Origin of the sequence: Acinetobacter sp. YH16051 (genome assembly GCF_013417135.1) — a bacterium.
GTDB classification, from domain to species: Bacteria; Pseudomonadota; Gammaproteobacteria; order Pseudomonadales; family Moraxellaceae; genus Acinetobacter; species Acinetobacter towneri.
In genome coordinates this window covers 1-20,487 of record NZ_VPEN01000022.1, presented here as the reverse complement: position 1 = coordinate 20,487, position 20,487 = coordinate 1, and the positions used below count along the sequence as shown (strand labels likewise).

Below are 20,487 nucleotides of genomic sequence, written 5' to 3'. Positions count from 1 at the left end.
TTGATGCAGAAGCTAGCTATACAAGGTGTTTGGCGTGGTAAGAATAAACAAACCACCCGTAGCCGAGATGATCAAAAAAGAGCAGATGATTTAGTGAAACGTAATTTTAATGCTGATCATCCTGACCAACTGTGGGTGAGTGACTTTACGTATATTCAAACTCATTCAGGCTGGGTCTATACCGCCTTTATTATTGATGTGTTCTCACGAGCAATTGTTGGATGGAAAGTATCTACACGGATGAATACAGATATGGTGCTCGATGCACTTGAGCAAGCATTGCACGATCGAGGCATGCCAAAGAATGTGATTCATCATTCCGATAGAGGTGTTCAATATCTTTCTATTCGCTATACCAATCGTTTAGAAGCTGCAAATTTACGAGCATCAGTCGGTACGACTGGTGATTCATACGATAATGCTTTGGCTGAAACAGTGAATGGCTTATACAAAACAGAGGTGATTGAATATTTAAAAGCAGACTGGCAAGGTTTAGCGGATGTACAACTTGCGACATTAAATTGGGTAGATTGGTTCAACAAAAAGCGTGTACACAGCGCATTGGGTTATGTATCGCCTTTTGAGTTTGAAGCAATGTACTATGATAAGATTAACCCGTTAGGTCACGTGGCCTAACTTAAATAAAAATGTCTCCGACAAACCCGGTACGGTTCACTCAGTGCAAATATAAACATCATTAAAACGAATTATTCTTTCTGTCATAGATAACCACCTTCATATATCTTTATCTAGTCTAAATTAAAATCGAGTGACTCGATCAGCAACAGCTTCGAATAATAACTCTTTAATTCTTTCATAATTGTATTGCTGCAAATCTCCCTTTTGAGAACCTATTAACCAAGCTGCTCTTAAAACTCCAGCTATAATGCCTGGCTCTTCATCGATAATTTCATTAGAGTCTTGACGTAACTTTATAAACTCCACAAGAGGAACGATGCTTCTTAGATGCTCTGAGCCAACATAATCTGGATTTAGCTTTCTAGATACAATCTTGTATTCCTCAAGGTCGTAAACCAGCCTTTGTGTTAAAATCTTATCCTCTAGTTCCAAAGCCATCTCATTTAAGTATATCTTTATAGCTGAACGTATATCCTTTGCAGCTATAACCTTTGGCCAAACCTGCTTTTCAATTTGCTCTCCCTCATGTGCTAACAATTCCATATATAGTATTTCTTTTGATTCAAAAAATATATAAAAAGAACTCTTTGCAATGCCAACTGATGAAGTAATATCCTCGAGAGAAGTATTCTTAAAGCCTTTATCTACAAAAAATCGATATGCAACTTTAAGCAATTCTTCACGAATTTTTTCTTTTTCTAACTCTGTAAATTTAGCCACAACATAAAACACCTCCATACGAGAACTTAAAAACAAATTGTTTATTTGTTTTCATTCTAACATGAAAGAGGTGGATCAGGAAATTTGAACAACACTTATAAGTGATATTTTGCTCCCCAAATGATGTTATAAACATCAATATATGGAGTATTTTATGACACGTAGACCAAGAAGAAATCATTCAAATGACTTTAAAGCTAAGGTAGCACTTGCTGCGATTAAAGCAGAAAAAACACTTGCTGAATTGAGTGCTGAATTTGATGTTCATCAAAACCAAATTATTGACTGGAAAAATCAACTGATTTCAGCTTCCTCGCAAGCTTTCGATCAATCAAAAGCTCCAACAGAACCACCCATCGATCTAAAAAAACTACATGCAAAAATCGGTGAGCAGGCATTAGAAATTGATTTTTTAGAAGGTGTGTTGAAGAAACTGGGTCGCTTCAACCACAAAAGTTAATCGATGACTCACTTCAGATTTCAGTATCTAAGCAAGCTAAGCTGCTGAAAGTCTCCCGTGGTTGTTATTACTATCGCCCAAAACCTGTGAGTGAATTAGATCTGAAGCTGATGCGCTGTATGGATGAGTTACATATGCAATACCCTTTTGCAGGTAGCCGTATGATGCGTGATTTATTGAATCGTCAAGGACATCATATAGGACGACGTCATACACGTACTTTAATGAAGAAAATGGGCATTAATGCGTTATATCGTAAACCAAATCTAAGTCAGGCCAATCAAGCTCACCGTAAATATCCATATCTGCTCAAAGGATTGGCTATTCAGCGCAGTAATCAAGTGTGGTCTACGGATATAACGTATATCCCTATGGCAAAAGGCTTTGTTTATTTATGTGCTGTGATTGATTGGCATAGCCGCAAGGTACTTGCGCATAGAGTATCGATTAGTATGGAGGTTACATTTTGCATAGAAACATTAAATGAAGCTATTGAAAAATATGGCCGACCTGAAGTCTTTAATACAGACCAAGGCAGTCAGTTTACCAGTGATGCATTTATTGATGTATTGAAATCAAATGGCATTCAAATCAGTATGGATGGTAAAGGTCGATGGGTTGATAATGTGATGGTTGAACGATTATGGCGGAGCGTTAAATATGAAGAGGTGTATCTCAAAGCCTACAGCAATGTTTTGGATGCGAAGAAGCAATTAAACGCATATTTTGAATTTTATAATTTGAAACGACCTCATTCGAGTCTGGACAAAATGACTCCAGATGAGTTTTACTATGACCAGCTACCACAACAAAATAAGGTAGCTTAACTAGAGCAGAGTATCACTTATAAATAAGCTTTTAGTTGTTCAAACAAGTGGGACCACCTCTCACCTCCGCGCTTCATCAGAAAACTGAAGGAACCTCCATTGAATCGAACTAATATTTTTTTTGGTGAATCGCATTCTGACTGGTTGCCTGTCAGAGGCGGAGAATCTGGTGATTTTGTTTTTCGACGTGGTGACGGGCATGCCTTCGCGAAAATCGCACCTGCTTCCCGCCGCGGTGAGCTCGCTGGAGAGCGTGACCGCCTCATTTGGCTCAAAGGTCGAGGTGTGGCTTGCCCCGAGGTGATCAACTGGCAGGAGGAACAGGAGGGTGCATGCTTGGTGATAACGGCAATTCCGGGAGTACCGGCGGCTGATCTGTCTGGAGCGGATTTGCTCAAAGCGTGGCCGTCAATGGGGCAGCAACTTGGCGCTGTTCACAGCCTATCGGTTGATCAATGTCCGTTTGAGCGCAGGCTGTCGCGAATGTTCGGACGCGCCGTTGATGTGGTGTCCCGCAATGCCGTCAATCCCGACTTCTTACCGGACGAGGACAAGAGTACGCCGCAGCTCGATCTTTTGGCTCGTGTCGAACGAGAGCTACCGGTGCGGCTCGACCAAGAGCGCACCGATATGGTTGTTTGCCATGGTGATCCCTGCATGCCGAACTTCATGGTGGACCCTAAAACTCTTCAATGCACGGGTCTGATCGACCTTGGGCGGCTCGGAACAGCAGATCGCTATGCCGATTTGGCACTCATGATTGCTAACGCCGAAGAGAACTGGGCAGCGCCAGATGAAGCAGAGCGCGCCTTCGCTGTCCTATTCAATGTATTGGGGATCGAAGCCCCCGACCGCGAACGCCTTGCCTTCTATCTGCGATTGGACCCTCTGACTTGGGGTTGATGTTCATGCCGCCTGTTTTTCCTGCTCATTGGCACGTTTCGCAACCTGTTCTCATTGCGGACACCTTTTCCAGCCTCGTTTGGAAAGTTTCATTGCCAGACGGGACTCCTGCAATCGTCAAGGGATTGAAACCTATAGAAGACATTGCTGATGAACTGCGCGGGGCCGACTATCTGGTATGGCGCAATGGGAGGGGAGCAGTCCGGTTGCTCGGTCGTGAGAACAATCTGATGTTGCTCGAATATGCCGGGGAGCGAATGCTCTCTCACATCGTTGCCGAGCACGGCGACTACCAGGCGACCGAAATTGCAGCGGAACTAATGGCGAAGCTGTATGCCGCATCTGAGGAACCCCTGCCTTCTGCCCTTCTCCCGATCCGGGATCGCTTTGCAGCTTTGTTTCAGCGGGCGCGCGATGATCAAAACGCAGGTTGTCAAACTGACTACGTCCACGCGGCGATTATAGCCGATCAAATGATGAGCAATGCCTCGGAACTGCGTGGGCTACATGGCGATCTGCATCATGAAAACATCATGTTCTCCAGTCGCGGCTGGCTGGTGATAGATCCCGTCGGTCTGGTCGGTGAAGTGGGCTTTGGCGCCGCCAATATGTTCTACGATCCGGCTGACAGAGACGACCTTTGTCTCGATCCTAGACGCATTGCACAGATGGCGGACGCATTCTCTCGTGCGCTGGACGTCGATCCGCGTCGCCTGCTCGACCAGGCGTACGCTTATGGGTGCCTTTCCGCAGCTTGGAACGCGGATGGAGAAGAGGAGCAACGCGATCTAGCTATCGCGGCCGCGATCAAGCAGGTGCGACAGACGTCATACTAGATATCAAGCGACTTCTCCTATCCCCTGGGAACACATCAATCTTACCGGAGAATATCGTTGGCCAAAGCCTTAGCGTAGGATTTCGCCCTCTCCCGCAAACGACCCCGTTAATTTAAATAAGTGCATGTTTTTATCCTACTCTTGGTAAGTCAGACCATTTGGTTAAATACGAAGGTGATCTAAGGTTTTGATTCATGTGCCATGTGGCTTCTTTATTGTTGGCAATGCCTAGCGTGACGAGATTCTTCCCAAACCGTTCACTGATGGCTTCGATGGCATCTGAAAGCCTTTCTCGCTCTTGCTTATGTGAATAGTCCGTGAATAGATCGGGCACAAACTTGGATTGATCTGTAATTTCGAGCAGCACGATTCCCGCCTTTTTATACTTAAAGCCTTTCTTAAATATCTGATCGATGCCTTTCATCGCGGCCTTGGTGATGAGCAGTAGATCATCCGTATGCTCATGCATTTGAACGACGATGTAAGGCGAGTAGCGCTCTGTCTTATCAAAGCGACCGGTTTGGATATACACGCCGATCATCTTGCAGATTGAGCCATCTTCCCGCATTCGTTTCACGGCTCTGGCCACATAAAGCCGAACCGAAGCTTTAATGTCATCCATTTCATACACTGGGTTGCCATATGAACGGCTGCTGATGATTTGCTTCTTCGCTACAGTATCATCACTAAGGTCAATACAAGAAAGGCCCTGTAGCTCAAGCACCGTCTTTTCCATCACGATACTAAACTGCTTTTTGATTTCTTTAGGATTGGCATTGATCAGATCCAGCACAGATTGAACACCCATAGTATTGAGCTTCTTACAGTTCTGTCTGCCTACGCCCCAAACCTCAGACACATCAACCTGCGCGAGTAGCGTTTCTGTAGAGCATGGGTCCATATGGGCCAGATTACAGACCCCATTGAAGAACTTGTTTTTCTTGGCGAGATGATTGGCAATCTTGGCTTCGGTTTTAGAGCGACCAATTCCAATACAGCAGGGTAGGCCTAACCAACGCCAAGCCTTAGCCCTCATGTCTTGAGCATATACAGTCAGGTCAAATAGATGCTCGTAAGCTGTGAGCTTCAGAAAGCATTCATCAATGGAATAGACCTTGTATCTTGGAGCTTGTAGTGATTAGCTTCCACTATATGCAAATTGTAGAGTTTGTAATAGACCTAAGACTTTTAGTCTGTGAAAGAGATAAAACCTACAATTTGCCCTAACCACTTGCACAACTCTGGACGGTAACTAAGCACTTTGATGCTGTATTCACAAGAAAAGACGGTGGTTATGCTAAAACAATAATTGGATAAATAAAGCAGGTAAAGATTATGTTTTATCTTGGTATTGATGTTGCTAAAGCTAAAATTGATTGCTGTTTAATTTTAGAAAATTCTGCAAGTAAAAAGAAAACCAAAACTTTTTCAAATACACCAAAAGGTTTTGAGCAACTTCAAACCTGGCTAAAGCAGCATGCTGCAACTTCTACGCAGACCATTATCTTAATGGAAGCCACATCTATTTATCATGAACTCTTGGCTAAATATTTATTTGATGCGGACTATCAAGTCTGTGTAACCAATCCTGCCAGAGCTCGATATTTTGCTCAGAGTATGTCTAAGCTAAATAAAACAGACAAGGTGGATAGTGAAGTTCTAGCTCGATTTGCGATGACTGCCGATCTACATTTTTGGCAACCTTTACCCCAACCTATTCAATTTCTGAATGCTTTGCTAGATAGAAGAGCTGTGCTTTGTGAAGATTTACAACGTGAAAAGAATCGTTTGGAAAAAGCAGAGTCTACCTTCACGATGGAACCTGTACTTCAGTCTATCCATAAGAGTATTAGGCAGTTAAACAAGCACATTCAGGGTATCGACCAGCAAATTGATGCTCATATCGATCAGAATCCTGATTTAAGAAATGATAAAGAACTGCTCAGCAGTATTCCAGCTATTGCAGATCGAACCAGTTTATTAATGCTCAGTTTCTTGCGCAGCCATACTTTTGAAAGCGCTAGTCAAGCGGCCGCCTTTGTTGGCTTGGTCCCCATTCAAAAGCAATCAGGTAGCTCCATTCATGGCAGAAGCCGTTTATCCAAAGCGGGCTCTTCCAAAATACGTGCCGGTTTATATATGGCAGCCATTGTCGCAACTCGGCATAATCCCCACATTAGAGGGATGAATGAAAGATTATTGGCCAATGGTAAAACCAAAATGATGGCGATTGGAGCTGCGATGAGGAAGTTGGTTCATCTTTGTTATGGTGTACTCAAACACCAACAACCTTATCAAGCGGATTATTGAGCATGAATTCTCAATAATTTGCTTGACGTTTCAGACGGTATCTCTTGATCTCCTGGTGCAACATAGTCCCCAAGCAGCTCCATAAAGCGCTTGGACATTTCGCCATATAAGGAGAAATTACTGGATAGCACCTGAATGTTATGTTGTTTGATTAGCTCTTTAATTTGGAATACAGGAACACCCATCTTGATGCCTAAGTCTTTCGCTTCCTGGCTTCTGGCCACGGCACAGCCGTCATTGTTGCTGAGCACAATGGTTGGGCGATCATTCAAGGCAGGATTAAACACACGCTCACACGAGACGTAGCAATTATTCACGTCGACTAACGCGAATATTTCATTTTCACTTTGCATGGTTATTCTTCTTTTTATGAGCGGTGATAAATACGCTTTAAATTAAAAGTCACCACACCCCAGATTGATATGGTCTGACTATCATCAGGAATGATGTGATTGTAATTCGAATTTTCAGCCTTCAACCAAAGTTCTGGAAGCGGATAATCTTCATCTCCAAATATTTCTTTGATTTCAGACTTGGACATCTTATTGGTGATCATCAGCCGCTTAATGGTCGAGGCATTGTCATCAATCAGGGCAACCACGATATCGTAATGCTTGGCTTCAATACTGCGATCAATAATGATTGGATCATTAATCTCTAGGCCAGCATCGAGCATGGATTCACTGTCTACATAGGCAATAAAAGTAGAAATAGGGTTGTGAATCAGGAACTCATTCAGATCGAGTGCTTTGTCTTGCTCATCCTTGGTGCTGAAGGCCGGACCTGCAGGAATACGCTCTAAAGAGACGGGAATAGATACTTTGGATTTGGGTAGGACAGCAGTAAGCCCTAATTTTTCAACAAGCTCATTTTGAACAGCGATTTGTTCAAGCACGGTGTTGATGGTAGGACTTGGTTTACCCTCTGGACCCATGAGCTCTTGTAAAGATGACCATGCGTCGTCAGAGAAGTAAATAGGCAACTTCTTAGACATGAGATACTCCTACGCTACGAGGCGTGTTTGGAAGTAGAATTTGTTTAAATAGGATATTACTAACAGCGTTTAAAATTCAAATTTAAAAAGTTGTGGATAAACAAGGATGCGTCAGAATAAGACGTTTTGTTTCTGCTCATCGCGTGGAAATGTGACGAATTCATCGGGCATTTGAAAGAAATATTCATGCGCATGTTCATGATCGGCTGTTAGCCAGTCTTTTCTGTACTGTTCTGGAATAACGATAATGGATCGCTTCTCATCCTTCGGTGCATGGAATTGTTTCATAAAAGGGTGATGGTCCGAATTGATGGTCAACATTGAAAAGGAACGTACCTTATTGCCATTAATCACTGCATCATCATAGATCCCTGCAACAGTAAAAGGCTGATCATCTTTACGCTTGATGGTGTACCAGTGTGGCTTGCCATTGATGTATTTCGGCTCATAAAATTCTTGTACTGGGACTAGGCAGAACTTGCTGTACTTCCAAGCATGTCGAAAGCTAGGCTTATCTGCTACAGACTCAGTTCTGGCGTTATAAGTATGACTGCTGAACTTCAATTCTTTCGCCCAGCTCGGTAGTAATCCAAACTTTGCAATATCAAGCTCTAAGTGATCTGAGCCGTTCAGAATGATTGGAGCATGATAGGAAGGGAATACATGATCCTTAAGCTCAAGATCAAACTGGCTTGTATCGACACCTAAGAGTGTCAAATTTCTTTTATTTGGAAATAGGTAATTTGAGCACATAGCCTGATCACATAACTAAAGAATTTATCTGAAATTGTATACGATGCTTTATGGAACACATGGGATTTATGGTGTCAGTTCAAGTAGGCTATATGAAAAAAGTCATGATGGGGCAAGTTACATTTTCAGTTAAAGTATGACTTATGGGATGCAAAACTACGTTGGGCGTGAAGTCATAAAAAAATTAATCAGGATTTTGCATAAATAGTGCGCCGTAAGGCGCATTATTTTTAAGGAAGGTTTGTATTACTCGACAATATATAACTTATGTTTTTTCTTCGGGGGCTCAACTTTAGCTAAAGCATCAAATGTTAATTGATTAAAATCTTCTTCAGAGATTCCAATTTCATCAAGCATTTTATTTTTATCAAAAGATGGTTGTGAGGCTAAAACAGAGATAATTTTGGGCAACATCAAACTCTCATCTCGATGAGTTTCTTCAGGTTCATTAATGTTGTAGCCCAACGAATTGATCTTTATAGAGTTACTACGATTAACCCAATCACTAACTAAGCCCAGCTTGTGAGCTTTATAGTTAATAGCCTTCAGGGATGTTCGCCAAATCTTTTTATACTCAATCATATTTTCTAGTGAAAAATAGCGTGGAGCAGTAGAAAGAAATGCATCTGTTGGCATTAAAAATTCAGATGAAAATTGATCCGCTTCAGTTTCGAGAACACGATTATCTTTCTCGACACGAATTTTTTTGTTATGCGTATGCATAACGGTATGACCAAGTTCGTGTGCACAATCGAAGCGGGCTCTTTCGGCAGACTTAAATGTATTTAGAAATATGAAAGGGCTACCACTTTCATCATCAAAAAAAGATAGTGCATCAATTTCTCGAATTTCAGTCGGTAATCTAAAGACACGGATTCCCTTTAGCTCACACAACGAAACAATGTTATTAATAGGTTGATTACCTAAAGCCCATAAACCTCTCAACTCTGACGCTAGGTGATCGGCATACTTAGATTCACCCAAAAACTCAGTAATATCTAAATCAGGACGGTGAAAAGTAGGTAACTTTACTTTCTGATTTAAGTACTTGTTAATATTTATTGCTAAAAGAGTATATGCCTCATTAGCTTTTCTATGCTGTGCTTTAATACGAGCAACCGATCTATAGAAGATTTGGTCTGTTTCATGTGGTTGTGTGTCATTACCTGCAAAGAATGACTTGGGTAAATTTAATACACGGCATATATCATCTTGATCATTTTCATTGATTTCTTTATCCACGTCTAAAAGTTGCTTTACCTTAGAGATAGAGCAACTCAATTTTTCTGCGAAATCGGTATTGCTAAGTCCTCGTAATTCTTTAGCAATACGTAAACGATCTTTATTAAACACATTAACCTCAGATTAAACTACAAGCTGAATATCAAAATCATCTGGTTTAATTTCATTAGATGGTTCCAATACTGGCTTAGGATCAGTTTTTACAGGAACTGTATTATCTATTTCAAATGCAATTCTGCAAGTATGGTCACTTGGTAAAATTGAAATTTTTTTCGCTTTTAAGTCCTGTACGAAGCTAGTTGGGTATGCAAATTCAAAAGGAATATTTGGGATATCAATGTCTTTATAGGCTGGATGTGATGCTGAAGGAAAGTATAAAATCCATGTTCTCAATTTTGTCTCATCATCATAAGCAGACTGATTCTCCTTAATATTATTTAATGTCATTAATCCTTTTTCACAGTGTGCTGATACAACTTGATCAGCTAACCCCAATGCAATATTCCCGCTCATAAAGATAATTTGTATTTTCTTTACTGTATTCTCAATTCTTGGCTGGCTGTCATTGTGGAATATCCAAGCAGGATCAGATTGTCGAAGCAGTAAAGCAATCTGTTCTCCAATTTTTCCCCATCGTGCAATAAAGCGTGCACGGTTATAGTGAGTATTTGTTCTATAGTCAGCATCACCGATCATAATTGCGTTTCTGACTAACTCGAGATCAGGTAATCCTAACTGTTTAGCTTTTTTGATAGCATTTTCACCTTTGAAAAAATCACATGGCGTGGGTTCAGAAGGTTGGATTGATTCTTCATCAAGGAGATTTAAATTCATCTTAAAAGTTATCCTAAAGTAGCGAATGTCTTTTTTATAACATCTTTTGATGTTTTAAAAAAGATATTTTTATAAATGTGTGCTATCTTCACTTACAACTTGATAATAAGAATTTTGGAGAAGAGACGTTGAGTAACTTATTCATTAATCATAAAAATTGTCCTGAATGCGGTGGCCGTATCAAAGGCTATTATTACTACTGTGGGCAGTGTGGTAGTCAAAATGTTGTAAACTGGAAGCACACGGGGATATTTTTGTTGATTGCTGGAAAGATTTTTCTGGTTGCTATGCTTTTTTTGCTAAAAAATTTTGTTCAAATCCATTTTTTTCACAAGTTTCATTGTGCTAATTTTTTAAATAATTCATAGAGGTTGATAGTAAAATGAAAGTTAAAGATTTAATTAAATAATTAGAAGAGTTTGATCTGGAATTAGATGTTTTAATTGCTAATGAAGAGAACAAAATCATTGGCATAAAAACCCTAGCCCGATTCTTTGAAATAAGCTATGTTTCTTTTGTTCATCCAGAGACACAAAGAAATGATATGGAAAGAAATGTTGAATTTACCTTTTTAGGAATGTCGACTAAAGACTCTAGAGTTATTGTTTTTATTGACGTTGTTCCATAATTTTCAAGTAGTCAAAATGAGTATACAATATTCATGTGATGCAAGAAGATACAACTGGATAGGATGGGCCCATAAGTATTTGAAGCTGCCTCGTGTATGATCATGGGGACTGTCCAAACAAACGGCTTTTGAGAGTGCTGCCTGATACGAAAAATAATATCCAAGAGATGCTAGCGGTAAATTTAGTGTAAAATTTAATGCTAGCCATCATTAAAACTTATTTAAAAATATGAAGTTATATCGCACAGATTGGAATATGTTTCCTAAAACGGTTATTGACCGTGGTCTTGGAGATGCAACCTCTCATTACATGTATGAAGCTGCTAAAGCAGGGGATGTTGAAAGTGCGTATATTTTAGCTAAAGATTTAGTTTCGGATGAGGCGATTGCTGAACTAGAAAGAATTATCGATGGTCGGGAAACTATTATAGTACCTGTACATGCTGAGGAAGCAGTCGGTCGTAATATGATTCCTTTAGCTACTTCAGCAGTTATAGCAAAGAAACTTGGGCTTGAAGTTGATACGAATATAGTTCAAGCTATAAAAGTATCAAGAACTGGCGGTGATGGGTGGCATAGATTAGCCAACCCACCAGCATTTGATGGGACAATAAACAATGATAAATGTGTTATTATTGTTGATGATACCCAGACCCAAGGTGGTACTTTTGCAGCATTAAAAGGTCATATTGAAACAACTGGGACGAATAAAGTTATTGGAGCATATGCACTGACGGGTAAACAATACTCATCACAATTAGCTCTAAGTAAAGAAACTCTTCAGCAATTGAGGGATGTATATGGTAATCTTGAAGCATGGTGGAAATCGATTTACGGGTACGATTTCGAAAGGCTCACAGAGTGGGAAGCAAAGTATATCCTCAACTCTCGTAAAACAGCTGACGAAGTCCGAGATAGAATCATTGCGTCAAAACAAACGTGATGCTTATGCACTTATGATGAAAATGAATTAATTATTATTTAATTAAGTTAAAAGACTGCTATATAGCGGTCTTTTTTGTTTTTGAGCTCTACAAATTTTAATGAGTACATATAGTTACTTTTATAAAAATGATAATAAAGGGTAGAGGAGGTCATCTAAGAATTTAAAGCACAAGACTTATTTAACATTGATGACAGAAAAAGTGAGTTGTTGGGAACTTAAAGAAGAGGTGGTACTTATAATGGTTACTAAAATACAAATACTTAAAATATTAAATATATAAAACAATATATTACAAATATATATGATGCGTAGTGTACGCATCATATATATTTTCTTCTATTTTGATATAATGGATCTCGTCAATCCGCTGATAGGTTTCATTTAAATTTCATGAGTCTTACTGAAATTAAAGTTCGCCAAGCTCATTGCAAGGAAAAAACTTGTTTTTTATCCGATGAAGATGGACTTAGCCTGAAGATTGAGCCGACTGGAAGAAAATCTTGGTGCTATCGCTATACAGATCCACAAACAAAAAAACGTCGCCGCATTCAGTTGGGGCTTTATCCTGATTTATCGCTGAAAAAGGCACGACAAGTCAAAGATGACTTTAAAGACAATAATTATTGTTTTGAGCATGATACTGTCTCTAATGTCATCACCTTTCGTAAGGTAGGGGAGGAGTGGCTGCAGTTCAAACTGAAAAATGCATTTAATGATTCACCCCGCTGCGGTGTACTACAGTTAGCAGAAAGATGTTTACAGCAAGATATTTATCCAGACCTTCAGGATTTACCTTTTCAAAACATCAAGCGTTATGACCTGGTTTCAGTAATCAAAAAAATAGAGGGACGCCAAGTAAAAGAACCTGTCAAGAAAGCTTGTAGTTATTTGAACCAAATTTATGACTACGCTGTAGCGATGGGTTATTGTGAATTCAACATCGCGCATGGTTTAAATAAAATCGCCATTAACAGTAAAATCAAGAAGAATTATCCGTATTTGAAAGCGGAGGATATATCAGATTTTAAGAAAAATTTATTAAAATTGGATGCCCATCCGATTATTAAAAAAGCACTGCTGTTCAAATTACATACTGGCGTGCGAGGGGCTGAATTGTTATTGGCTGAGCCTCATCATTTTGATTTAAATGAAAAAATCTGGAAAATACCTGCCTTGCATATTAAACAGTTTCGACGAAAAGTCATATTAGGCCATGAGATTCCCGACTTCTTAGTTCCACTTTCAGATCAGGCTTTAGATATTTTAAAAGACGTCATGCAATGGTCATACGGTGAAAAGTACATTTTTGCTAGCCCACGGAAACATAATCAACCGATTCATTTTAATACATTAAATATGGCTATACGTAAGATGGGCTATGGAAAACATCAATTATCCTCTCATGGACTACGTTCCACTTTTAGTACCATTTTGAATGACTCAGGTTTGTTCCAGGATAACTGGATTGAGGCACAACTTTCACATATTGATAAGAACCGTACCCGTGCCAGCTATAATCACGCTGACTATTTAGCCCAGCGGACTGAAATGATGCAGTGGTGGGGTGATTATTTAAGTACTGCTAAGTGAAAATCGTACTTTTATACATAGACTTAAAACATTATGGGGTTTCAAATGGATAGTAAACAATATACTTGCCGTGTTACATGGTCAGCAGAATATAATGAGTATGTTGGGTTGTGTGCTGAGTTTCCATCATTGTCTTGGCTTGATGCGGATCAGTCTAAAGCATTCTCAGGAATAGAGGAGCTCGTTGCTGATGTTGTCGCTGATATGATTAGCAATAATGAAAAAGTTCCTACACCACTCTCCGGGAAAATATAGTAGGCAGTTTGTTGTCCTTGTTCTCAGTGGTTCAACAAAAACTAGCCCTCGAAGCCGCAGAACGTGGCGTGGACATAAATTGTTTAGTATCAGTAAAAAGAGCGATGTAATTTTAGTACGAGTGAGTGATAGAGCAGGAACCTATGCTTCATATATTCAGTAAATGGTATGTTTTTGAATTAATAGGTATTTTTAAATAAAGCTTTCTTTGATTTAGTGCTTTTTATTTAATAAATTAATTTTAAAAACAACTTAGGCTAATTGATAAACACTATCTGGAAAGATTAAAAGAAAATATTTTTTAATTTCTGCTAATTCATTTAAGGCAGGTTCCCTTTCAAGCAGTTGAAATGTCCAAATAAGTACAGCCTGATGATTATCATAGCAAGTATTTACTCCAAGAAAATTAGCCATTCCATAACTTCTATTGATGTTCATTTCTTTAATTAATTGATTTCCTAAGTCACGAGCTTGCTGGCTGATCAATAACTCATTTGGTAACACGGCGGTCATCTCCACAAAATAATCTAATGCAGGTTCAATCCTTATATTTAAAAAGTTATAATTTAGTTGAAATGGATAAAATATACTTTCTATAAGTTGTAATAACCTGCTGTAGGTTAATTTTAGCAAAGTATTACTCAGTCAACAACTTCAAATAACCCACAGCAAGTTATTTTTTGTAAATTAATTTAAATATGATTACTTGTAAGTTATCTAGCCTCATGGGCGATAGAAAAATTTTAAAATTAAGTGAAGTGGTGCATGCAACAGGTATCAATCGCAACACGCTCACAAGTATGTATTATGACCGTGCTGTACGTATTGAATTACCAGTCGCCGATAAGTTGTGTAAGTACTTTAACTGTACGATGAATGATTTGTTTGAGTTTAAGGAAGAAGTTGAAGAAAAAGATTAACTTAATACTTCGTTTGATAAGTTTTTCGAAGAAAAAGACTAGCCAATACTTAGTTTGATAAGTTTTTCTCTGCAGATCTAATATTGAATTTTATAAAATATCATTACAAACAGATACTAATTTCATTACTTCTAAAATGAAATCAATCGAATGGTAGAGTTTTTTTGCTATTTGCATTTTAAGGTGGGATTTTGAGGCCTTGTTGCGCAAACCTACCGATAAGGTCTTATACAGCAATAGCCTACACCTAAATTTATCGTACACCGAATTGGTCATCCTACAATCATGCTTTGATCAATCATGGTAATTTTACAATTTGGTTTGATACTAAGATTCAATGATATTCGCAGTCACAAGGAAAACATGGTCGAAATCAAACTTATTCTGACATAGCCATTCAGTGCTATCTCATGATTAAATCCTTATTTCGTCTTTCTGTATGCATGGTGACTGGCTTTGTCCAAAGCTTGATTAAACTTTGCGGATTAGATTGGACAGCTCTGGATTATTCAACCATTCGCAGAAGACAAAAGCATATTGATATTCAAATTAGCTATGAAAAGAGTTGCAATGGACTGCATCTACTCGTTGATTCCACGGATTTGAAGTTCTTAGGTGAAGGTGAATGGAAACGTAAAAAGCATTAGCCGAAATATCGTCGCCAATGGCGTAAACTTCATATTGGTATAGATACTAAAACCCTGCTAGGTAGAACACTATGGAAAAAATGGTCAGGCTATCATCGCCGAAGTTTGGTCGAAACAAAGATGCACTGCATCAAATTATTAGGCGATAAATTAATGGCAAGAAGCTTTCCTAGTCAGATGAGTGAAATTCATGCTCGCGTAGCAGTCCTCAACAGATTTATGGAATTAGGCCGACCTAATACCCGAGTTGTAACTTAAATTTGAGTTGCTTAGGAAAACTCAATCTTTAAAGGCTTTATGCAACAAAGAACTTCGAAATTGATTTATGGATTATGAGCACCCTAAGGGCTTATAATTCAAAATATTTTCAATTATGGGGTGGTGAATTTTGGATAAGGTGAAAGCAAAAAAAATAGGGTAAGCGGATTAAATGGTTGATCTTACCTTTGCATGAGAGTGAGGCAAACCGGCATCTCATCGGATTATCTGGTTGGCACTCCAACCTACTGCTGATGCATGCTTCCCTCGCTAATTCCAGCAAGAACCCCACACGCCTTAACTTCCCGGTCATCGTTGCAACGCGCTCTTAGTGAAACGAGTTGTTTCTCAAGCGCCTGTAGAGCGGTTATCTGCGAGCGTACATGAGAGATGTGATCATCGAGCAAGGCATTGACAGCGGTACAGGACTGATGAGGGTCGTCCTGATAGCGCTTTAGTTCGTGAATTTCTGCCAGTGACAGATCCAGGATGCGGCAGCGACGAATAAAGGCCAGCCGCTCAACGTGTTTCTCGGTATAGACACGGTAACCGTTCTCCTGCCGACCAGGCGGCGGCAACAAGCCCTGCCGTTCGTAGAAGCGGATCGTCTGTGTATCTACCCCTACTGACTGTGCCAACTGACCAATACGCATCGGGTTCCTCCGCAACGGATTCTCTACGCTATTGACATTATAGCTACTATATAGTTTTAAATGAAAACCCGATCACATTCAAGTGGAGTCATATCATGAGTAAAAACTGCGGAGGCCCCTGTGGCGACCATGCAAGGCCTGCGGCGGATACCGATATGCAGGCCTCCTCCGATGCGTCGGGGGAATGGGTCAGTGTTTATGCCGTGCCGAAGATGGACTGTCCATCAGAAGAGCGCATGATTCGCCTGGCCCTGAACGGCGTTGAGGGGATTCGGGTACTGTCCTTCGACTTGTCGAACCGCCAGTTGAAGGTCGTGCATGACGGTGAGGTCGAGCCCGTCACCTCGAAACTGAAGACCTTGGGGCTAGGCGCCTCGCTTCAGGAAACCGTCGCTGCAAATCCGGAGACCATCAAGGCCGCCGAGTTTTCGGCAGCTTCTGCTAAGCAAGAATCCGGGACCCTGCGCTGGTTGCTCGGCATCAATGCACTTCTGTTCGTGGTGGAAATGACTGCCGGTCTGATCGCCCGGTCCACCGGCCTGATTGGAGAATCCCTGGACAATTTTGCCGATGCGGCGGTGTACGGGCTTGCCCTTTATGCGGTTGGACATAGCGTGAAAATGCAGGTACGTGCCGCGCATCTTGCTGGTGTACTGCAACTGATCTTGGCTGTGGGCGTACTCATAGAGGTGGTGAGACGCTTTGTATTCGGTAGTGAGCCTGAATCGCTGGTGATGATGGCTATCGCATTCGTCGCATTGATTGCCAATACCAGTTGTCTGCTGCTCATATCCAAACATCGGGAGGGCGGGGCGCACATGAAGGCAAGCTGGATATTCTCGGCCAACGACGTGGTGATCAACCTGGGGGTCATCACCGCCGGCGCTCTGGTCGCGTGGACCGGGTCCAATTATCCGGATCTGATTATCGGCACCATCGCGGGGGTAATTGTACTTAACGGTGCTAGACGCATTCTGGCGCTCAAGGATTAAGCAATGTCCATTTTTGGCAAACATCTGTCACCGTACGCTATGTTGTCCATATCGGGCCTGCTGGCAGCGTCTGATCAGGCCGTAAAATGGCTGGTGCAACAATCAATGGCATATGGCGAGTCTATTTCAGTGACCTCATTCTTTAACTGGGTACACGTATGGAATACCGGTGCCGCATTCAGTCTTTTTGCGAATGGTGGAGGCTGGCAGCGCTACTTTTTTATCGGAATCGCGGTAGTGGTCTCGATTTTTCTGATCAAGCTGATCCTTGAAAATCGTCATAAAGGAGAAGCCATCGCTTACAGTCTTATCCTCGGTGGCGCCATGGGCAACCTGATTGACCGGGTCTTTCGCGGCTATGTTGTGGATTCCTTTGATTTCTATTGGCGAGACTGGCATTGGCCGGCCTTCAACCTGGCTGATATTGCAATTGTCCTCGGTGCCTTACTTTTAGTTTCCAGCAGCTTGTTGGGTAAAAAAGCAAACACCAATGCTGAGTCGGATGGATCTGACTGACACCTACGCCTTGAACCGTACCGGGTTTGTCGGAGACTTTTTATTTAAGTTAGGCCACCTGACCTAACGGATTAATCTTATCATAGTAGATTGCTTCAAACTCAAAAGGTGATACATAACCCAGTGCACTATGTACACGTTCTTTATTGAACCAATCTACCCAGTTTAGTGTCGCAAGTTGTACATCTGCTAAACCTTGCCAATCTGCTTTTAAATATTCAATCACCTCTGTTTTGTATAAGCCATTCACCGTTTCAGCCAAAGCATTATCGTATGAATCACCAGTCGTACCGACTGATGCTCGTAAATTTGCTGCTTCTAAACGATTGGTATAACGAATGGAAAGATATTGCACACCTCTGTCGGAATGATGAATCACATTCTTTGGCATGCCTCGGTCATGCAATGCTTGCTCCAATGCATCGAGCACCATGTCTGTATTCATACGTGTTGATACTTTCCATCCAACAATTGCTCGTGAGAACACATCAATAATAAAGGCGGTATAGACCCAACCTGAATTGGTTTGAATATACGGGTGAGTTTTAGCTAGTCATAATTCATAAAAAATATCGATTGTGTACTGTACTGTAATGTACTAAAATACGATACAGTACAGTACACAATAGGAAGTAAACCCATGGCAATCACTAAATCAGATGTGGCAAAAGCCATCGAATCCCTTGCAGCACAAGGCTCAAACCCAACTAACGATAATATCCTTGCGGTTCTTGGTAGCGGCTCAAAGACCACTATCAACAAATACCGCAAAGAGATCCTTGAAGAGCAACTGGCGGCAGCCGTTACTACGGCAAAAACTCTGAAAGATGCGGAACTTGTTACCGTGTCACAAGTCATTGCAACCCTATTGCAAGAACGGATTGATGCAGTACAAGGCGGATATGCGGAAACAGTGCAACAACTGGAAAAGCAGCTTGCAGATACCACAGAAAAACTGGAACAGGTGCAAATCAAACTTGATGAACAGGTCAAACAAACTGATGACACCACCGACAAGCTGAAAGTCGCTCTTGCTAGTACAGATAAGGCAAAAGAAGACTACAACGCCTTGCAAGCCAAATATGAACAGCTACTCGAAAAATCAGGCTCGATCAAATATGTGGAATCACAACTCACTAATGCAAATGCACGGATAGCTGAATTAGAAAAACAGATTACAATGTAAAAAGACAAGTAACTGACGCTATGAATATCACTGATATTCGGGGCTGCTCAACCACAGAGTTTAATCAGACTTTGCACAAAGCCAGTGACCATACGTAAAGACCTACGGAATAATGATTTAATCATTAAGCAGCATTGGATAGCTGCGTCGGAGTATGTTTGATTTCGCCCTTGTTTGCCTTTTTATGGAGCATACCATTGCGTAGCAGGATCAAACCAAATGGCAATATTTCCGCGACTCATGAGTGCTCGATTATATGCGGGCCAATTGGTTGTGCGGTAGATTTTGTGTGTAGGCTTCTTCATTTGAAAATTATATCGCTGAAAAAGCCTTTACAGATAGGTGTGTGCAACAAAGCCTCTGATAATTAATAAAGCGCCATTTGGCGCTTTATTCATCCTAGCCCTTCAATATTGCAAAATGCGATAATTTGTTTATACTTGATTTATAGCAAAATGCGATAAAATGTTATGCATGTGATCACCCACGCTAGAATTATAGAAGCAATGCACAAGTGGCCACAGGCTGAAACGGCATTAGATGGTTGGTATCGAACCATAAAGGCAAACGATCCGAAAGATTTTGCTGAGATGAAACAGCTCTTTCCAGCTGTCGATAAAGTTGGAAAGTTCCATGTATTCGATATTGGCGGGAACAAGATCCGACTTATTGCCGTCGTGATGTATCAAGCAAAACGTGTGTATATTCGTCATGTCTTGTCCCATAAAGAATATGACAAAGGTCATTGGAAGGAAGGTTAGTATGAACGCGATGATTAAACAGGCCGTAGACCACTGGCACTACGTTGCACCATTGCTCAGCAAGCCAGAAAATGAAGACGACTTTCATACACTTGTTGAAGCTTTAGATGAACTTTTAGATACCGTTGGTGATGACGAATCTAATCCTTTAATGGGGCTTATTCATCAGCTTGGTGATTTGGTTTCTGATTATGAAAATGAGCATCTTCCTATGCCTAAAGGGGATGGTCGTGCTGCTTTGGCTTTTTTGATGGAGCAACATGGTTTAGGTCAGTCTGACTTAGCAGAAGTTGCAACCCAATCTGTGATTTCTGAGATTTTAAGTGGTAAACGCCAACTGAATATTCGTCATATTAAGGCATTGTCTGAGCGGTTTAATGTATCGGCAGATACGTTTTTCTAAAAGATAGGGCGCCGTGAGCCGCTCTATTAGTAATCAATTTGAATTTCTTGTTAGTCTTGATATTTCAATTTAGCTTTGTTGCACAAACTGAACCGTACCGGGTTTGTCGGAGACCAACTTTCTTGAGAGAATGTTCCAATGACAAAACCAAAATATACCCCTGAAATCAGAGAAAGAGCGGTTCAATTATTGATTGAATCTGAAAAAGATTATC

20 protein-coding genes and 6 pseudogenes are annotated in these 20,487 nt (G+C 40.7%); 15 read left to right on the top strand and 11 right to left on the bottom strand.

The features are described 5' to 3' along the window. Window positions 1-636: pseudogene (locus FTV41_RS12540) on the top strand (IS3-like element ISAba29 family transposase); the annotation flags it as partial. Between the two features lie 123 nt (window positions 637-759). Here the strand turns inward: FTV41_RS12540 and FTV41_RS12535 are convergent. Beyond that, complete coding sequence (locus FTV41_RS12535; protein WP_014640558.1) at window positions 760-1,359, bottom strand: TetR/AcrR family transcriptional regulator; 600 nt, start codon at window positions 1,357-1,359, stop codon at window positions 760-762. 154 nt (window positions 1,360-1,513) lie between these two features. On the opposite strand from FTV41_RS12535, the gene FTV41_RS12530 reads away from it, so the two are divergent. The 3 genes from FTV41_RS12530 (at window position 1,514) to FTV41_RS12520 (ending at window position 4,385) form a co-directional block, all read left to right on the top strand. Next, window positions 1,514-2,646 (top strand): IS3 family transposase gene (locus FTV41_RS12530; RefSeq protein ID WP_257221957.1). Its coding sequence is split into 2 segments (ribosomal slippage): window positions 1,514-1,766 and window positions 1,766-2,646, totalling 1,134 coding nucleotides; the frame shifts between segments, so codons are not numbered across the junction. A 99-nt stretch (window positions 2,647-2,745) separates the two neighbouring features. Next, a complete protein-coding gene (gene aph(3'')-Ib / locus FTV41_RS12525; RefSeq protein WP_001082319.1) occupies window positions 2,746-3,549 on the top strand; it encodes an aminoglycoside O-phosphotransferase APH(3'')-Ib in 804 nt (267 codons plus the stop codon). After that, window positions 3,549-4,385, top strand: coding sequence for an aminoglycoside O-phosphotransferase APH(6)-Id (locus tag FTV41_RS12520; protein ID WP_000480968.1), 837 nt, complete (start codon window positions 3,549-3,551; stop codon window positions 4,383-4,385). The genes aph(3'')-Ib and FTV41_RS12520 overlap by 1 nt, the downstream gene beginning before the upstream one ends. Before the next feature lie 130 nt (window positions 4,386-4,515). Here the strand turns inward: FTV41_RS12520 and FTV41_RS12515 are convergent. After that, window positions 4,516-5,502 (bottom strand): annotated as a pseudogene (locus FTV41_RS12515) (DUF4113 domain-containing protein); the annotation flags it as partial. A 218-nt stretch (window positions 5,503-5,720) separates the two neighbouring features. On the opposite strand from FTV41_RS12515, the gene FTV41_RS12510 reads away from it, so the two are divergent. Continuing rightward, window positions 5,721-6,695 (top strand): IS110 family transposase, encoded by a 975-nt coding sequence (locus FTV41_RS12510; RefSeq protein ID WP_150378074.1) that lies wholly within the window; start codon window positions 5,721-5,723, stop codon window positions 6,693-6,695. Between the two features lie 32 nt (window positions 6,696-6,727). On the opposite strand, the pseudogene FTV41_RS12505 reads toward FTV41_RS12510, so the two are convergent. From FTV41_RS12505 to FTV41_RS12485, 5 genes and pseudogenes are all read right to left on the bottom strand, one after another. Continuing rightward, window positions 6,728-7,048, bottom strand: a pseudogene (locus FTV41_RS12505) (Y-family DNA polymerase); the annotation flags it as partial. A gap of 14 nt (window positions 7,049-7,062) precedes the next feature. Then, the gene (locus FTV41_RS12500) at window positions 7,063-7,689 is read right to left on the bottom strand and encodes a LexA family transcriptional regulator (protein ID WP_000038641.1); all 627 of its coding nucleotides are present in this window, start codon (window positions 7,687-7,689) and stop codon (window positions 7,063-7,065) included. A gap of 111 nt (window positions 7,690-7,800) precedes the next feature. Next, window positions 7,801-8,442, bottom strand: coding sequence for an SOS response-associated peptidase (locus tag FTV41_RS12495; protein WP_002046584.1), 642 nt, complete (start codon window positions 8,440-8,442; stop codon window positions 7,801-7,803). Window positions 8,443-8,688: 246 nt separating this feature from the next. Further along, window positions 8,689-9,795, bottom strand: coding sequence for an ImmA/IrrE family metallo-endopeptidase (locus FTV41_RS12490; RefSeq protein ID WP_150378256.1), 1,107 nt, complete (start codon window positions 9,793-9,795; stop codon window positions 8,689-8,691). A gap of 12 nt (window positions 9,796-9,807) precedes the next feature. Beyond that, window positions 9,808-10,518, bottom strand: coding sequence for a hypothetical protein (locus FTV41_RS12485; protein ID WP_001052588.1), 711 nt, complete (start codon window positions 10,516-10,518; stop codon window positions 9,808-9,810). 857 nt (window positions 10,519-11,375) lie between these two features. Here FTV41_RS12485 and FTV41_RS12480 point away from each other — a divergent pair. The 3 genes from FTV41_RS12480 to FTV41_RS12470 all read left to right on the top strand — a co-directional run bounded on the left by FTV41_RS12480 (window position 11,376) and on the right by FTV41_RS12470 (window position 13,937). After that, on the top strand, window positions 11,376-12,089 hold the full coding sequence (locus tag FTV41_RS12480; RefSeq protein WP_001986287.1) for a phosphoribosyltransferase: 714 nt from the start codon (window positions 11,376-11,378) through the stop codon (window positions 12,087-12,089). A 393-nt stretch (window positions 12,090-12,482) separates the two neighbouring features. Beyond that, the gene (locus FTV41_RS12475; protein ID WP_000059658.1) at window positions 12,483-13,682 is read left to right on the top strand and encodes an integrase arm-type DNA-binding domain-containing protein; all 1,200 of its coding nucleotides are present in this window, start codon (window positions 12,483-12,485) and stop codon (window positions 13,680-13,682) included. A gap of 33 nt (window positions 13,683-13,715) precedes the next feature. Next, the gene (locus tag FTV41_RS12470) at window positions 13,716-13,937 is read left to right on the top strand and encodes a hypothetical protein (protein ID WP_001986288.1); all 222 of its coding nucleotides are present in this window, start codon (window positions 13,716-13,718) and stop codon (window positions 13,935-13,937) included. A gap of 252 nt (window positions 13,938-14,189) precedes the next feature. On the opposite strand, the gene FTV41_RS12465 is transcribed toward FTV41_RS12470, so the two are convergent. Then, entirely contained in the window at window positions 14,190-14,441 is a 252-nt protein-coding gene (locus tag FTV41_RS12465) for a hypothetical protein (RefSeq protein ID WP_004658363.1), read from the bottom strand. A 194-nt stretch (window positions 14,442-14,635) separates the two neighbouring features. Here FTV41_RS12465 and FTV41_RS12460 point away from each other — a divergent pair, with 194 nt between their 5' ends. Then, window positions 14,636-14,857 carry a helix-turn-helix transcriptional regulator gene (locus FTV41_RS12460; RefSeq protein ID WP_004658364.1) on the top strand — a complete coding sequence of 74 codons (222 nt, stop codon included), beginning with the start codon at window positions 14,636-14,638 and terminating at the stop codon, window positions 14,855-14,857. Window positions 14,858-15,108: 251 nt separating this feature from the next. Then, a pseudogene (locus FTV41_RS12455) lies at window positions 15,109-15,762 on the top strand (IS5 family transposase). A 245-nt stretch (window positions 15,763-16,007) separates the two neighbouring features. Here the strand turns inward: FTV41_RS12455 and cadR are convergent. Further along, entirely contained in the window at window positions 16,008-16,415 is a 408-nt protein-coding gene (gene cadR, locus FTV41_RS12450; protein ID WP_001219642.1) for a Cd(II)/Pb(II)-responsive transcriptional regulator, read from the bottom strand. Window positions 16,416-16,510: 95 nt separating this feature from the next. On the opposite strand from cadR, the gene FTV41_RS12445 reads away from it, so the two are divergent. Together FTV41_RS12445 and lspA are read left to right on the top strand one after the other, a co-directional pair. After that, window positions 16,511-17,407, top strand: coding sequence for a cation transporter (locus FTV41_RS12445; RefSeq protein WP_150378257.1), 897 nt, complete (start codon window positions 16,511-16,513; stop codon window positions 17,405-17,407). A 3-nt stretch (window positions 17,408-17,410) separates the two neighbouring features. Beyond that, window positions 17,411-17,923 (top strand): signal peptidase II, encoded by a 513-nt coding sequence (gene lspA / locus FTV41_RS12440; RefSeq protein WP_150378258.1) that lies wholly within the window; start codon window positions 17,411-17,413, stop codon window positions 17,921-17,923. 49 nt (window positions 17,924-17,972) lie between these two features. Here the strand turns inward: lspA and FTV41_RS12435 are convergent. Continuing rightward, window positions 17,973-18,458: pseudogene (locus FTV41_RS12435) on the bottom strand (IS3 family transposase); the annotation flags it as partial. Between the two features lie 105 nt (window positions 18,459-18,563). Between FTV41_RS12435 and FTV41_RS12430 the strand changes: the two are divergent. Further along, complete coding sequence (locus tag FTV41_RS12430; RefSeq protein WP_127800924.1) at window positions 18,564-19,109, top strand: DNA-binding protein; 546 nt, start codon at window positions 18,564-18,566, stop codon at window positions 19,107-19,109. A 50-nt stretch (window positions 19,110-19,159) separates the two neighbouring features. Here the strand turns inward: FTV41_RS12430 and FTV41_RS12425 are convergent. Next, window positions 19,160-19,414 (bottom strand): annotated as a pseudogene (locus FTV41_RS12425) (transposase); the annotation flags it as partial. 165 nt (window positions 19,415-19,579) lie between these two features. On the opposite strand from FTV41_RS12425, the gene FTV41_RS12420 reads away from it, so the two are divergent. Together FTV41_RS12420 and FTV41_RS12415 are read left to right on the top strand one after the other, a co-directional pair. Continuing rightward, window positions 19,580-19,870: a type II toxin-antitoxin system HigB family toxin gene (locus FTV41_RS12420; RefSeq protein WP_016165531.1), complete on the top strand. Its 291-nt coding sequence runs from the start codon at window positions 19,580-19,582 to the stop codon at window positions 19,868-19,870. Window position 19,871: 1 nt separating this feature from the next. After that, the gene (locus FTV41_RS12415; protein WP_035268402.1) at window positions 19,872-20,273 is read left to right on the top strand and encodes a type II toxin-antitoxin system HigA family antitoxin; all 402 of its coding nucleotides are present in this window, start codon (window positions 19,872-19,874) and stop codon (window positions 20,271-20,273) included. Window positions 20,274-20,487 lie beyond the last annotated feature (214 nt).